This window comes from Bradyrhizobium sp. AZCC 1678 (assembly GCF_036924765.1).
GTDB lineage: Bacteria > Pseudomonadota > Alphaproteobacteria > Rhizobiales > Xanthobacteraceae > Bradyrhizobium > Bradyrhizobium algeriense.
On the sequence record NZ_JAZHSE010000001.1, the window covers coordinates 1,717,893 to 1,731,866 of the forward strand.

Below are 13,974 nucleotides of genomic sequence, written 5' to 3' on the forward strand. Positions count from 1 at the left end.
TGGTCCCATGCTTTACGCCATCCTTTGCTATCACGACGAGGACACCGTCGGTTCCTGGACCAAGGAACAGGACGCCGCGGTCATGAAGAAGCTTGCCGTCGTGCAGGACAAACTGACCAAACAGGGCCGGCTCGGCCCGGTGGCGCGGCTGCTGCCGACCACATCGGCGGCCACGCTGCGCAAGGACGATCCGCCGCTGGTGCTGGACGGCCCCTATGCCGAAACCAAGGAACAGTTGCTCGGCTTCTATCTCGTCGACTGCAAGAATCTCGATGAGGCGCTCGATGTCGCCCGCGACCTCGGCGCGGCCAATCCCGGCGGCGCTTACGAGATCCGCCCCGTCGGCCAGTTTGTGCCGGGGAGCGTGCAGCCATGACCGACGCCGCCTGGATCGATGCCGCGCTGACCTCGGCTCGCCCCCAGGCGGTCGGCGCGTTGCTGCGCTATTTCCGCAATCTCGACACCGCCGAGGAGGCGTTTCAGAACGCCTGCCTCCGTGCGCTGAAGAGCTGGCCGCAGAACGGCCCGCCGCGCGATCCCGCGGCGTGGCTGATCATGGTCGGGCGCAATGTCGCGATCGACGATATCAGGCGGAGCAAGAAGCAGGAGGCGTTGCCCGAGGACGAGGCGATCTCCGATCTCGATGACGCCGAGGAACAGCTTGCCGAGCGTCTCGATGGGTCGCACTACCGCGACGACATCCTGCGGCTGTTGTTCATCTGCTGCCATCCGGACCTGCCGGCGACCCAGCAGATCGCGCTCGCGCTGCGCATCGTCTCGGGCCTGACAGTCAAGCAGATCGCGCGCGCCTTCCTGGTTTCGGAAGCCGCGATGGAGCAGCGCATCACGCGGGCCAAGGCGCGGGTCGCCGACGCCAACGTGCCGTTCGAAACGCCGGGCGCGGTGGAGCGCTCTGAACGCCTCACCTCCGTCGCCGCCATGATCTACCTGATCTTCAACGAGGGCTATTCGGCCTCGGGCGATACCGCCGAGATCCGCGCGCCCTTGTGCGAGGAAGCCATTCGTCTGGCCCGGCTGTTGCTGCGGCTGTTCCAGAGCGAGCCCGAGATCATGGGGCTGACCGCGTTGCTGCTGATACAGCATGCGCGCGCTGCAGCTCGCTTCGATGCGGACGGCGCGGTGATCCTGCTCGACGATCAGGATCGCTCGCTATGGAACAAGTCGCTGATCGCCGAGGGGCTGGCGCTGATCGACAAGGCGATGCGCCATCGCCGCAGCGGGCCTTATCAAGTGCAGGCCGCGATCGCGGCGCTGCATGCCCGCGCCGAAAAGCCCGAAGATACCGACTGGACCCAGATCGACCTGCTGTATGGCGCGCTCGAAATCATGCAGCCGTCGCCGGTGGTGACGCTGAACCGCGCGGTCGCCGTATCCAAGGTGAAGGGACCGCAGGCCGGGCTCGACATGATCGAACCGCTGGCGGCGCGGCTGTCGAACTATTTTCATTTCTTCGGCGTGCGCGGCGCCTTCCTGATGCAGCTCGGCCGCAACGACGAAGCCCGCACCGCCTTCGACCGCGCCATTGCGCTCGCGAACACCTCGGCCGAAGCCGCCCACATCCGCATGCATCTCGACCGCCTCCAGCGCGACAGCCAGCCCCGCGGCAAAAAAGCGGGGAAGTAGCTTCTCCCTTCTCCCCTTGCTTCCTTCTCCCCTTGTGGGAGAAGGTGGCGCGAAGCGCCGGATGAGGGGTTCTCCCCGCGGATGCAAACCCCTCATCCGTCTCGAATGAGCTGACGCTCATTCGATCCACCTTCTCCCACAAGGGGAGAAGGGAAGAAGGCCGAACGCCACAAAAAAATTCACTCCCTCTGTCGGCTTCCGCCTCCCGTCGTTCGTCTTGAATTCGAGCAGCCATTCAAGACGACACGACAGGAGCAAGCCATGACAACGATCACCGAGACTACGCCAGTCTCAAATCCCGCGCGCTGGACCGGCCGCATCCTCAGCGCACTCGTCATCGTGTTCCTGATGTTCGACGGCGCCATCAAGCTGGTGCCGTGGCCGATCGTCACCGAAACCATGGACAGGATGGGCTATGGTTCGAGCGAGACGATGGCGCGCAGTCTCGGCCTCATCACCATCGTCTGCACCGTGCTCTATTCGATTCCGCCGACCTCGATCCTCGGTGCGATCCTGCTCACCGGCTATCTCGGCGGCGCCATGGCCTCGCATGTACGGATCGGCAGTCCTCTGTTCACGCACACGCTGTTCGGACTCTATCTAGGCTTGATGGTATGGGGTGGGCTGTGGCTGCGCGACCGGAATTTGCAAACCTTGATCCCGTTCCGCCGTTGATCAGCGGCAATATCTTGTGGAGCCAGACATGTCTGAAGTTCTTGTCATCATCGCTGTCATATTGGCGATCGCCATCGCCGCGGTCCTTATTCTCGCTGCGACCAAGCCGAGCACGCTGCGCGTGCAGCGCTCGACCAGCATCAAGGCGCCGCCGGAAGGGATCTTTCCGCTGATCTCCGACTTTCATCAGTGGCTGAGCTGGTCGCCCTACGAGCAGAAGGATCCGGCGATGAAGCGCACCTATAGCGGCGCGGAGCGCGGCAAGGGCGCGGTCTATGCCTGGGCCGGCGACAAGAATGTCGGTTCCGGCCGCATGGAAATTCTGGAAGCCTCCGCGCCGCAAAAGATCGTCATCAAGCTCGATTTCTTCACGCCGTTCGAAGGCCACAACACCGCCGAGTTCACAATGCTGCCGCAGGGCGATGGCACCCATGTCACATGGCTGATGCATGGTCCCGCGAATTTCATGTCCAGGCTGATTCAGGTGTTCATGAATCTGGACAGCATGATCGGAAAGGATTTCGAAGCCGGTCTTGCCAATTTGAAGAAGCTCACCGAGAAATAACTCGTCACTCGAATTCCAGTTACCCAAGGAGACCGCGATGCAAGTCAATCCCTATCTGTTCTACAACGGCAATTGCGAGGAAGCGCTAAAATACTATCAGAAGGCGCTGGGTGCGCAGATCGAGGCAATGATGCCGTACGGTGACGGTCCCGCCGACATGCCGATGCCGCCGGACTGGAAGACCAAGATCATGCATGCCCGCATCACCGTCGACGGCGAGGTGTTGATGGCGTCCGACGCCACGCCCGGCGATTACCATCAGCCGCAGGGCATCTCCGTCGCACTCGCGGTCGAGGATCCCGCGGACGCCGAGCGTCGGTTCAACGCGCTCGCCGAGGGCGGCACGGTGCGGATGCCGTTCGGCAAGACCTTCTTCTCCAACGGCTTTGGCATGTGCGTCGACAAGTTCGGCATTCCCTGGATGGTGAACTGCCCGAAGGAAGACATGTGATGCGAGACAAGGGTGGGCAAAGCGACTTGTCTGCCGTAGCTCAGCGAGCGAAGGCGGAAGCGTGCCCACCATTTTCGGGCGAGCTAGAAATGGTGGGCACGGCGCCAAGGGGCGCCTTTGCCCGCCCTACGAAGCCCTACTTGCACCGCGGATAGATTGCGGCGAGTTCGCGCCCACGCAACAGCAGCAGCCGCGACGTCAATCCGCCGCGGCGGCCGATCCAGTCCCGCACCGGCGCCGGATAGGCTGCCTCCACATCCCGCGAGGCTTCCGGTTCGGCGTAAATTCGCCCGCGGCCGTCGATCGACCGTGCGGCGTGAAAGCCGAGCACCGCACGGCGCGTCACGCAGATGCGCTCAGTCGGCACCATCATCAGCACCAGTGTGCACGCCGACAGGCATGGCCCGTCGATTACGACCCGCTCGCCGGAGGCGTTCACGCGATCGAACAGCGCGATAAACGGGCCGACCTGTCCGCCCGGGCTCGCGAGAATGCGAACCTCGGCCCGCGCAGGGGCGATCGCCGCGAACAGCGCGGCGGCGACAACGACTACCTTGACGACCGCTGTTCGCATGCGCGGCTCCTCCGTCAGCATTGTCTGCCCTGAGGCAGTTACGCAGACATATGTGGCAAGGTTTCGTCAATCCCCCGCGCCGGAGACGCCAGCCTCCGTGAATGTCGCCATCCCAGCATGGCAAGCCAGCGCGGCGCGTGCCAGCAGGATCGCAACGCCCGCACCGGACGCCTCGCCGAGCCGCATGTCGAGGTCGAGCAGCGGAAGCAGCCTCATTTCGCGCAAGAGGTCGCGGTGGCCGGATTCGGCCGAGACGTGCCCGGCGCGGCAATGATCGAGCGCGGATGCATCGAGACGCGCGAGCGGCAGCACCGCCGCTGTTGCCACGAAACCGTCGAGCAGCACCGGAACGTTATGTTGCCTTGCGGCGAGCCCGGCGCCGGCGATCGCCGCGAGTTCGCGGCCGCCGAGCGCTGCCGCCACCGCCAGCGGATCGCCCAAAATGCCGCGATGGAAATTCAGCGCGGTCTCGATCGCCGCGCGCTTGCGCGCCAGCCCGTCATCGTCGACGCCGGTGCCGCGGCCGGCCCAGCGCGCCGCGCCGCCGCCGAGCAAGGCCGCACACAGCATTGCCGCCGCCGTCGTGTTCGCGATGCCCATCTCGCCGACCGCCAGCAGATCGCAATCGTCAGGCACGGTGCGATATCCGGCGTCGACCGCTTCGAGATATTCCTCCGGGCTCATCGCCGCCGCTTCGGTGAAATCGTGCGTGGGACGTTCGAGTTCGATCGGCACCACGCAGAGCTCGGCGGCAGCCGCTTTTGCGATCTGGTTGATGGCCGCGCCTCCCGCGGCAAAATTCGCCACCATCTGCGCGGTGACGGCCTGCGGATAGGCCGAGACGCCGCGCGAAGCGACGCCGTGATTGCCGACGAACACGGCAATGGTGACGCGCTCCAGTCGCGGCTTCTCGCGGCCCTGCCATTGCGCCAGCCATATCGCGAGTTCTTCGAGACGGCCGAGGCTGCCCGGCGGCTTTGTCAGATTCTGTTGGTGGTGTGCGGCCATGTCAGCGAATCGCTGGTCGCCGCCGGGCAAGTCGCGACAGAAGGCGCGGATGTCGTCTAGACTGTCGAAGGGCATGCGATTCTCTCGGGACGTCGGGGCGGGGCCGCACGCTAAAACGATTCTCCGGACACCGCCATGAATGAATGGTTCGACGATTTCAAAACCGCCGTCGCGTTCCTGACGCGGTTGCCGATGCCGCATCCCGATGGCGCTATCCCTGCGAATTTCGTGCGCGCGCACCGGATGTTCCCGGTGGTCGGCGCGCTGATCGGGGCCGTCGTGGGATTGCTGTGCCTCGGCCTGCGATCCGTCGGCGTGCCTGATTTGGCCGCCGCCGCGTTGGCGCTGGGCGCAAGCGCCATCATGACAGGCGCGCTGCATGAGGATGGCCTTGCCGACGTTGCCGACGGATTCGGAGGCGGCCGCAATCTCGAATCGAAGTTGGAGATCATGCGCGACAGCCGGCTCGGCACCTATGGCGCCATGATCCTGCTGGTGAGTTTTGCCGCAAAACTGTCGGCGCTGGCGGCGATTGCGGACGGCTATGTCATCCCGAGCCTGATCGCCGCGCACGCGCTGGGGCGCGGCATCTTGCCTGCGATGTCGCTGAACCTGCCTTATGCGCGCAAGGATGGGCTGGCCCGCAATGCCGGCCAGCCCGATGCGGCGACGGCGGCCATCGCCGGCGGGCTGGCGCTGCTGATCGCGCTGTTGTCGTTGTCATGGAGCAACGGGTTCTACGCGGCGGCGATGGCGGGCCTGAGCGGGCTCGGCATCGCGTGGCTGGCGCTGCGGCAGGTCGGCGGCCAGACCGGCGACGTGCTCGGCGGCGCCGAGCAGGTGGCCGAGACCGCGATCCTTGTCCTGCTCGCCGCACGGTTGGCGCAGCCGTGAATGCCCAGACAAATCTCTGGCTGATCCGCCACGCGCCGGTCGACGGACCGCGCGGGGTGATTCACGGACCCGACGCGCCGGCCGATCTCGGTGATGCCGCAGCCTTTGCCGCGCTGAAGGCAAGATTGCCGGGAGGCGCATTTGCGGTGTGCAGTCCGGCGCGCCGCACGCGGGAGACGGCCGAGCGACTGGGTCTCGTTGCGGTCGAACAGGCGGCCTTTCGCGAACAGGATTTTGGCGCGTGGACCGGACGGCGTCACAACGAACTCGAACGCGAACTCGGCCCGGCCTATCGCGAATTCTGGAAATCGGCCGCGAGCAACCGGCCGCCCGGCGGTGAAAGTTTTGTCGACCAGATCGCGCGCGCCGGCTCTGGGCTTGCGGCGCTCCCCGCAGGCGATGCGATCCTCGTCGTGCATTCCGGCACCATCCGCGCCGTGCTCGCGATCGCGCTCGATCTCGTGCCCGAGCAGGCGCTGCGCTTCGTGATCGATCCTCTGTCGCTGACGCGGATCGATCGGCTCGAGGAAGGTTGGCGCGTGGTTGCGGTCAACCAGCGCTCGAAAGACCAATAGCGTTTTCAAGCGGACAAATGCGATTTTTTGCAGATGTCCGCCGCCAAATATGCAGGCGTGTGGTCGCGGACCGCTCAGGCCGCCCGGTTCTTGATGGCGCCGACGATCGCGGTGAGAACGGCGCCGGCGACGCCGCCGCCGGCGATCTGGCCGACGATGCTGCCGATATCGGGCGTCGAGGCGCTATTGGCCAGCAGTGGAATCAGCATGCCCAGAAGCTGCCCTCCGGCACCACCGCCGATGGCGCCCGCGATGGTGTTTCCAACCATGCCGAGATCGATGTTCTTGGCAGCGCTCCCTGCGACATTGCCGCCGATGGCGCCGCTGACGATCTGGATGATCAGGTTGATGAGTATTCCCGACATGACACGACACTCCCGCGATCCGGTGTGAAGTTTTTTCCATGGGCAGGGCGCCGGACCATCGCCGGCACAACCTAAGCGTTTGCGACGTGAAGGTCACGCTGCGCCAGCGAAGGGCGCTTTGGCGTTTCGAGTGAAGCGGATTCCGGTTCGCATGGAGAAAACGCGTCAAATCAAGAACCTGGAGCTTCGGTTCTGATTCAATCGGAACCGGTTATGCACCAGCATTTTTTGTTTGCCGCGTTTCCGTCGCCCCACTCACGGGGAGCGGGAAGAAGCAGGCTTACCCGTTCCGCCGCGCGCCGCGCAGCGTCGGCAGGCCGATGCCGGCGGCATCAAAACCGCCGTCGACGGCGAGGACCTGCCCGGTGATGTAGCTTGCGCGATCGCTGCACAGGAAGAAGATCGCTTCCGCCAGTTCCTCCTCGAGGCCGTACCGATTCAGCGGAATGGCGTCGTGATAGTCGGCGCGGATCTCCGGCGTGTGGACCTGCTTTGCCATCGCGGTTTCGACCGGGCCGGGCGCTACCGCATTGACGCGGATGCCGAGCGAAGCCAGTTCGACCGCGAGCTGCTTTGTCAGATGCGCCAGCCCGGCTTTGCTGGTGCCATAGGCCGAGCGCAGCGTGGAGGCGCGCACCGCCGAGATCGAGGTGATGTTGACGATCGCGCCGCCGCCATGTTCGCGCATCAGGGGCGCCGCCGCCTTGGTGCAGATAAACGGCCCGGTGAGGTTGACTTGCAGGATGCGGCTCCAGTCTTCATCCGAGGTGTCGAGCAGAGGTGCGAACACCGCGATGCCGGCATTGTTGACCAGCGCGTCGAGGCGGCCGAAGCACTCGCTCACCGTCGCCATGGCGTTCGCCACCGCGCCCGCATCGGAAACATCGCAATGCAGCGCCAGCGTGTTGTCAGCGTTCGCAAGGTCAGCGACCGCGCCGCGCAGCAATTCACCCTCGATGTCGAGCATCGCCACCCGCCAGCCCTCGGCGAGAAAGCGTTTGGCCGTCGCCAGCCCGATCCCGCGCGCGGCGCCGGTGACGAGAGCAACTTTTTGCGGGGAGGGGGGCATGGGCGGGTCCGTTTCCGAGCGATGAATTTCCCGCTCGTATAACCCATGCCCCGTTCCGTGTCCTGCCCTGCGGTGCAGTGAAATTCAATGCAGATTCGGGCAGGCCCAATGCGATACGGGAAACGTCCCCTATCGGGTCAATGCGCCTGCCGATGGCGAAGCGTTACCGCTGCGAGATCGCCTTCGCTTCCGCGGCGGCGCGCTGCATGCTGGAGGACATCTCGCTGGTGACGGTGCTTTGTTCCTCGACCGCGGCTGCGGTGGCCGTGACATATTCGCTGACGCCCTGGATCGCCTGCCTGATGCTGTCGAGCGCGCCGACGACGTCGCCGGAGATGCCGTTGAGATTTCCGATCTCCGCCCCGATCTTGTCGGTCGCCTGCTTGGCCTGGGTGGCGAGGTTCTTGACCTCGGAAGCCACCACGGCAAAGCCGCGCCCGGCCTCGCCGGCACGTGCCGATTCGATCGTCGCATTCAGCGCCAACAGGTTGATCTGGCCGGTGATGTTGCCGATCAGTTCCACGATGCCGCTCATGGCCTGCGCCGCTTCGTTCAGGCGCTTGGCCTGGGCGTCGGCCGCCTCGACCCGCCCGACCGCGGTCGCCGCCGTCTCGCGCGACTTGGTCATGGCTTCGGAGATTTCCCGAACCGAGGCGTTCAGTTCCTCCGCGCCCGCTGCCACCGTTTCCATCATGCCACGCACGCGCTCGTTGCCCATGCGCACCAGCACCTGCGCGGTGGTGTCGGTGGCGTATTTGACGACCTTGAACGGCTTGCCGTTGAGATCGAGGATCGGATTGTAGGACGCCTGGATCCAGACTTCCTTAGCCCCCTTGCCGATCCGCTTGTATTCGGCGGCCTGATATTCGCCGCGGTTGAGCGCCGCCCAGAATTCACGATAGGCCGCGCCCTCGCGCTCGGACGGATCGACGAACATGCTGTGGTGTCGGCCGCGGATCTCGTCCAGCATGTAACCGACCGTCCTGAGGAAATTCTGGTTGGCGCCGATGATGGTGCCGTCCATGTTGAATTCGATCACGGCTTGCGCTTTGCCGATGGCTGCGATCTGGCCGGCGAGGTCTGCGGTCGAAAGCTTCTGGCTGGTGACGTCGGTGGCGAACTTCACCACCCGGAACGGCTTGCCCTTCTCGTCGAGCACCGGGTTATAGGAGGCGAGGATCCAGACTTCCTTACCGCCCTTGCCGATCCGCTTGTACTCGGCCGACTGGGTTTCGCCGCGGTTAAGCTTTGCCCAGAACTCGCGATAGGCCGCGCTGTTGCGCTCGGCCTGTTCGACGAACATGCTGTGATGCTTGCCCTGGATTTCGGCGAGCGTGTAGCCGAGTGCCTTCAGGAAGTTTTCATTGGCGGTGACGATGGTGCCGTCCATCTCGAACGCAATGACCGCCTGCGCGCGGCTGATTGCGGCGATCTGGCTGGCATCCTCCATGCTCTTGATCTTGCGCGCGGTAATGTCAGTCGCAAACTTCACCACCTTGATGGGCTTGCCGCCGCCGTCAAGCACCGGGTTGTAGGTCGCCTGGATCCAGACTTCCTTGGCCCCCTTGCCGATCCGCTTGTATTCGGCGGCCTGGTATTCGCCGCGCCTGAGCGCCGCCCAGAAGTCACGATAGGCCGCGCCGTCGCGCTCCGACGGATCGACGAACATGCTGTGATGCTTGCCCTGGATTTCGCCGAGCGAGTAGCCGAGGGCTTTGAGGAAATTGTCGTTGGCGGTGAGGATGGTGCCGTCCATGCCGAACTCGATCACGGCCTGTGAGCGCCCGAGCGCATCAGCCAGCGCCTTGTCTGCAGAGGAGTTCTTGAGAAACTGAAACACGGAAAGCCTCATCCGGATCGAGGTGAAATAATGAGGCTGTCGACCAAACGCTTTCGAGCCTCGCTGCCAGGGGCAACGTTTGACCAAAGGAAAAAAGAATGCGTTAACGCTGTTCTCCGTAATATGCCGGATAGCATCGCAAGATAACGCGGACCTTAAGGATATATCTGCGCGTCCCGACCGCTGCGCGAGCAGGGCGGGCGCGATTCGGGCTACCTTCCGTTCACGACGCTTTCGTAAGCCGCCTGCAAGCGTTCGCCGACTGATGGGTCCGTTCGCTTGCGCCGCTTCACGCCGAGATGGCTCTCGCGCAACTCATCCATGAATTCGGCCCACATTTTCGGTCCGCCCTCGCTGAGCAGCCGCGCGCGGATGCCGAGCTCCTCGCTGACGGGAAGATATTTGTAACCCCAGGCCGCCATCTGCGCGAGAACCGGCAGCAGCTCGATGCCCTGTTCGGTGAGCGAATAGATTCCCTTCTGCTTGTGCGTGGGATCGTCCTGGCGGGTGATGATCTTTTCGTCGAGCAGGGTTTTTAGCCGGTCGGCGAGGATATTGGAGGAGATGCCTTCCTCTGACTTTGTCAACAGCTCGCGAAAATGCCGCCGGTTGCCGAACATCATGTCGCGGATGATGAGCAGGCTCCATTTATCGCCGAGCACTTCCAGCGAGAGATTGATCGGGCAGCCCGAGCGGCTGATGTCGGTCATGTTCGGTTCCATACGGGCGGGCAGGCGGCCCAAAAAACTGCTTGCAATATTGCACCGGTTGTCTCACGATACAACCAGTTGCAAACTGCAATCGGTTTAAAGGAGGAAATGATGGCCAAGTTGATCATGTGGAACCTGATGACGCTGGATGGCTTCGTCGAAGGCCCGAACCGCGACATCTCCTGGCATTCCGACGTCTGGGGCGAGGAACTGGAGCAATTGTCGATCGAGCAGTTGACCGCCGCCGGCGGACTGCTGTTCGGCCGGGTCACCTACGAACTGATGGCCAATCACTGGCCGAGCGCGACCGGCGAGGTCGCCGATTTCATGAATGCCGCGCCGAAATACGTCTTCTCGCGCACGGTGAAGAAATCCGACTGGAACAACACGCAAATGTTCAGCGCTGACGTCCCCGAGACTGTCGCCAGGCTGAAGCGCGACAGCGCCAAGGATCTCTTCCTGTTCGGCAGCGCCGATCTCGCTGCCAGTCTGATCCCGCACGGATTGATCGACGAGTTCCGCATCGCGGTGAATCCGATCATTCTCGGCGGCGGAACGCCGCTGTTCAAGCCGGGCGAAAAGCGCAAGCTGAAGCTGATCGACAGTCGGCCATTGTCGACCGGCATCGTGATTCTGCGCTACGTGCCGGCAAGCTGATCGTCTTGCGGGCAAGGCCCGTCAATACCTTGCGGGCAAGGCCCGTCAATACCGGGAGATTTCCATGTCGCTGACGCTGCATTTCCACCCGCTGGCCTCGTTCTGCTGGAAGGCGCTGATTGCGCTGTACGAGAACGACACGCCATTCACGCCGAACCTGGTCGATCTCGGCAATCCCGCCGAGCGCGCAGCGCTGGTGAAGCTGTGGGGAATAGGAAAATTTCCGGTGCTGCGCGACGACGCGCGGAACGAGACCGTGCCGGAGTCCAGCATCATCATCGAATATCTCGACAGGAACTATGGCGGCCGGACGCGGTTCATTCCTGACGATGCCGGCCGCGCCCTGCAGACGCGGCTGCGCGAGCGCTTCTACGATCTCTATGTGCATCTGCCGATGCAGAAGATCATGCTTGACCGGCTGCGGCCTCAAGGGAAACAGGATCCGCGCGGCGTCGAGGAAGCCCGGGCGCAGTTGCGCACGTCCTACGCCATGATCGAGCAGCAGATGGCAAACGGCGGCTGGGCGATGGGCGAGGATTTCAGCCTCGCCGATTGCGCCGCCGCGCCGTCGTTGTTCTACGGCAGCATGGTGGTGCCGTTCGGCGACGCGAACAGGAACCTCGCTGCCTATTTCGAGCGGCTGAAGGCGCGTCGCTCGTTCGCGCGCGTATTGCAGGAGGCGGAGCCGTATTTCCAGATGGTACCCAGGGAGCCGTGAGAAGGAGCGTTGAATGGCGTCCACCAGCAGGGCGGATATGATCCGTGCCATCTTTGCGGCCTATCTGTCTGATGACCGCAAATTCGTCGAGGAAGCGTTCAGCGAGGGGTTTCGCTTCACCAGTCCCTACGACGACAATATCGACAAGCCGACCTATTTCGAGCGGTGCTGGAACAACAGCGACTGGATCGAACGGCATGAGCTGGAGAGGATTTTCGTCGAAGGCGATGAAGCCTTTGTCACCTACCGCTGCGTGGCCAGGGATGGCCGGACGTTTCGCAATACCGAGTTCTTCGGCTTCGAGGGCGACAAGGTGAAGCGCATCGACGTCTATTTCGGCGCGGCTTACCAGAATGGCGCGTTCGTCAGGCAGCAACCCTCGGCATGACGAGTTGTCGGTTCGACGCAGGCCGGTTCGTCCTGCGTGAGATACCGTATTTGAATCAAGGGAAGGAACCGCAGAATGAGCGACGCTCTCTCGCGGCCGCGCCTCGCGCGCATGCATAATGTCATGGCCGGCCATGTCGCCAGCGGCGATATGCCGGGCCTGGTGACGCTGGTCAGCCGCCGTGGCGAAATTCACGTCGATGCCATTGGAAAAATGGCAATCGGCGGCGCGCCGGTGCAGCGCGACACCATCTTCCGCATCGCCTCCATGACCAAGCCGGTCACGGCGGTCGCCGCGATGATCCTGGTCGAGGAATGCAAGTTGCGGCTCGATGACCCCATCGATCCCTTTCTGCCTGAACTGGCCGGCCGCAAGGTGCTGCGCGCCGTCGATGGGCCGCTCGATGATACCGTGCCCGCCCGCCGCGCGATCACGCTGCGCGATCTCCTGACGTTCCGACTTGGTCTCGGCATGCTGATGGTGTTTCCCGATCGCTATCCAATCCAGAAGGCGATCGCCGAAGCCGGCTTTGCGCCGGGGCCGGTATTCCCTTCGTTTCCGCCGGATGAATTGATGCGGCGCTACGGCACGCTGCCGCTGATCTATCAGCCGGGCGAACGCTGGCTCTACAACAGCGGCACCGACATTCTCTCCGTGCTGATCGCGCGCGCGGCGGGCGTGACATTTGCTAAATTTCTTGAAGATCGCATCTTCGCGCCGCTCGGCATGAAGGATACCGGCTTTTACGTGCCCGAAGCCAGTCGCGCGCGTTTCGCGACCGCCTATGCGCGGGACCCCGCAACCAGCGAATTGAAGGTGTTCGATGATCCCGCCACCGGCAAATGGGCAAAACCGCCGGTGTTCGAGAACGGCAGCGCCGGACTTGTATCGACCGCCGATGATTTCAATGCCTTTGCGCAGATGATGTTGAACGGCGGAAGGTTAGGCAGCGAGCGCATCCTGTCGCGGCCGTCGGTCGAACTGATGACGGCCGATCAGCTCACGCCCGCGCAGAAGCAGGGCTCCGAGCTTTTCTTCGGCGACGTCAAGGGTTGGGGCTTTGGGCTCTCTGTGTACACCGGGCGAGACGATCTCTGCAGCGTGCCGGGCCGCTTCGGCTGGTTCGGCGGCTACGGAACCTCGTGGTATTCCGACCCCCGGGAGAGTTTCACCGGCATTCTGTTGACGCAGCGGATGATGGAATCGCCGCAACCGCCGCGTGTGATGACCGACTTCTGGACCTCCGCCTATCAGGCGATCGGCGATTGACGGCCGGCAGTCAAATTAGATCAAAATTAATTTCCACTGACATGTCGGAGGCGTAAAAGCCCGCTCGTCTTGTTGACGAAGGCCGACACGACAGTAGCCGGCCGAAAAGATCACAACGGAGAATAGCGATGCGATTCATGGTGATTGTGAAGGCCAGCAAGGATACGGAAGCCGGTGTGATGCCGAGCACGGAACTGCTCACCGCGATGGGCAAGTTCAACGAGGAGCTGGTGAAGGCCGGCGTGATGGAGGCGGGCGAGGGCCTGCATCCGACCTCGAAGGGCGCACGGATCAAGTATGGCAGCGGGCAGGGCGGCGTCAGCCGCGGGCCGTTCGCTCTCTCGGGCGATCTCGTCGCCGGCTTCTGGCTGATCAACACCAAATCGCTGGATGACGCGATCGATTGGATGAAGCGCGCGCCGTTCCTCGATGGCGACGAGATCGAGATCCGCCAGGTGTTTGCCGCGGAAGATTTCGGCGAAGCGCTCACCCCCGAACTGCGCGAGCAGGAAGAGCGGCTGCGCGCCTCCGCGAAGAAATAACTCTCCTCGTCATTTCGGGTCTGGTCCCTC

Annotated in this window: 18 protein-coding genes; 12 read left to right on the plus strand and 6 right to left on the minus strand. The window is 63.6% G+C overall.

Annotated features, from left to right (window positions below):
• Positions 1 to 7 precede the first annotated feature (7 nt).
• The 5 genes from V1294_RS08165 (at position 8) to V1294_RS08185 (ending at position 3,335) form a co-directional block, all read left to right on the plus strand.
• Positions 8 to 376 (plus strand): YciI family protein, encoded by a 369-nt coding sequence (locus tag V1294_RS08165; protein ID WP_108514193.1) that lies wholly within the window; start codon positions 8 to 10, stop codon positions 374 to 376.
• Positions 373 to 1,644 carry an RNA polymerase sigma factor gene (locus V1294_RS08170; protein ID WP_334496271.1) on the plus strand — a complete coding sequence of 424 codons (1,272 nt, stop codon included), beginning with the start codon at positions 373 to 375 and terminating at the stop codon, positions 1,642 to 1,644. Before V1294_RS08165 ends, V1294_RS08170 begins: the two co-directional genes overlap by 4 nt.
• 261 nt (positions 1,645 to 1,905) lie before the next feature.
• Positions 1,906 to 2,319 carry a DoxX family protein gene (locus V1294_RS08175; protein WP_334496273.1) on the plus strand — a complete coding sequence of 138 codons (414 nt, stop codon included), beginning with the start codon at positions 1,906 to 1,908 and terminating at the stop codon, positions 2,317 to 2,319.
• A gap of 28 nt (positions 2,320 to 2,347) precedes the next feature.
• Entirely contained in the window at positions 2,348 to 2,884 is a 537-nt protein-coding gene (locus V1294_RS08180; protein ID WP_334496275.1) for an SRPBCC family protein, read from the plus strand.
• Between the two features lie 37 nt (positions 2,885 to 2,921).
• Positions 2,922 to 3,335 carry a VOC family protein gene (locus V1294_RS08185; RefSeq protein ID WP_108514189.1) on the plus strand — a complete coding sequence of 138 codons (414 nt, stop codon included), beginning with the start codon at positions 2,922 to 2,924 and terminating at the stop codon, positions 3,333 to 3,335.
• Between the two features lie 136 nt (positions 3,336 to 3,471).
• Here the strand turns inward: V1294_RS08185 and V1294_RS08190 are convergent, their stop codons facing one another.
• Positions 3,472 to 3,909 (minus strand): hypothetical protein, encoded by a 438-nt coding sequence (locus V1294_RS08190; protein WP_334477070.1) that lies wholly within the window; start codon positions 3,907 to 3,909, stop codon positions 3,472 to 3,474.
• A gap of 66 nt (positions 3,910 to 3,975) precedes the next feature.
• Complete coding sequence (cobT, locus tag V1294_RS08195; RefSeq protein WP_334496277.1) at positions 3,976 to 4,992, minus strand: nicotinate-nucleotide--dimethylbenzimidazole phosphoribosyltransferase; 1,017 nt, start codon at positions 4,990 to 4,992, stop codon at positions 3,976 to 3,978.
• Between the two features lie 60 nt (positions 4,993 to 5,052).
• On the opposite strand from cobT, the gene cobS reads away from it, so the two are divergent.
• Positions 5,053 to 5,811: an adenosylcobinamide-GDP ribazoletransferase gene (gene cobS / locus V1294_RS08200; RefSeq protein WP_334496279.1), complete on the plus strand. Its 759-nt coding sequence runs from the start codon at positions 5,053 to 5,055 to the stop codon at positions 5,809 to 5,811.
• Positions 5,808 to 6,386 carry a histidine phosphatase family protein gene (locus V1294_RS08205; protein WP_334496281.1) on the plus strand — a complete coding sequence of 193 codons (579 nt, stop codon included), beginning with the start codon at positions 5,808 to 5,810 and terminating at the stop codon, positions 6,384 to 6,386. The genes cobS and V1294_RS08205 overlap by 4 nt, the downstream gene beginning before the upstream one ends.
• Before the next feature lie 74 nt (positions 6,387 to 6,460).
• Here the strand turns inward: V1294_RS08205 and V1294_RS08210 are convergent, their stop codons facing one another.
• The 4 genes from V1294_RS08210 to V1294_RS08225 all read right to left on the minus strand — a co-directional run bounded on the left by V1294_RS08210 (position 6,461) and on the right by V1294_RS08225 (position 10,370).
• Positions 6,461 to 6,751 carry a hypothetical protein gene (locus V1294_RS08210; RefSeq protein WP_334477076.1) on the minus strand — a complete coding sequence of 97 codons (291 nt, stop codon included), beginning with the start codon at positions 6,749 to 6,751 and terminating at the stop codon, positions 6,461 to 6,463.
• A 280-nt stretch (positions 6,752 to 7,031) separates the two neighbouring features.
• Complete coding sequence (locus V1294_RS08215; protein WP_334496282.1) at positions 7,032 to 7,820, minus strand: SDR family NAD(P)-dependent oxidoreductase; 789 nt, start codon at positions 7,818 to 7,820, stop codon at positions 7,032 to 7,034.
• 163 nt (positions 7,821 to 7,983) lie between these two features.
• Positions 7,984 to 9,660 (minus strand): methyl-accepting chemotaxis protein, encoded by a 1,677-nt coding sequence (locus V1294_RS08220; RefSeq protein WP_442895325.1) that lies wholly within the window; start codon positions 9,658 to 9,660, stop codon positions 7,984 to 7,986.
• A 212-nt stretch (positions 9,661 to 9,872) separates the two neighbouring features.
• On the minus strand, positions 9,873 to 10,370 hold the full coding sequence (locus V1294_RS08225; RefSeq protein WP_334496285.1) for a winged helix-turn-helix transcriptional regulator: 498 nt from the start codon (positions 10,368 to 10,370) through the stop codon (positions 9,873 to 9,875).
• Between the two features lie 111 nt (positions 10,371 to 10,481).
• Here V1294_RS08225 and V1294_RS08230 point away from each other — a divergent pair, with 111 nt between their 5' ends.
• From V1294_RS08230 to V1294_RS08250, 5 genes are all read left to right on the plus strand, one after another.
• Complete coding sequence (locus tag V1294_RS08230) at positions 10,482 to 11,027, plus strand: dihydrofolate reductase family protein (RefSeq protein ID WP_334496286.1); 546 nt, start codon at positions 10,482 to 10,484, stop codon at positions 11,025 to 11,027.
• A 64-nt stretch (positions 11,028 to 11,091) separates the two neighbouring features.
• On the plus strand, positions 11,092 to 11,745 hold the full coding sequence (locus V1294_RS08235) for a glutathione S-transferase family protein (protein ID WP_334496288.1): 654 nt from the start codon (positions 11,092 to 11,094) through the stop codon (positions 11,743 to 11,745).
• A 13-nt stretch (positions 11,746 to 11,758) separates the two neighbouring features.
• Positions 11,759 to 12,133 carry a nuclear transport factor 2 family protein gene (locus V1294_RS08240; RefSeq protein ID WP_334496290.1) on the plus strand — a complete coding sequence of 125 codons (375 nt, stop codon included), beginning with the start codon at positions 11,759 to 11,761 and terminating at the stop codon, positions 12,131 to 12,133.
• A gap of 75 nt (positions 12,134 to 12,208) precedes the next feature.
• Positions 12,209 to 13,402: a serine hydrolase domain-containing protein gene (locus tag V1294_RS08245; RefSeq protein ID WP_334496292.1), complete on the plus strand. Its 1,194-nt coding sequence runs from the start codon at positions 12,209 to 12,211 to the stop codon at positions 13,400 to 13,402.
• A 128-nt stretch (positions 13,403 to 13,530) separates the two neighbouring features.
• Positions 13,531 to 13,944: a YciI family protein gene (locus tag V1294_RS08250; protein ID WP_334496293.1), complete on the plus strand. Its 414-nt coding sequence runs from the start codon at positions 13,531 to 13,533 to the stop codon at positions 13,942 to 13,944.
• Positions 13,945 to 13,974: the final 30 nt, after the last annotated feature.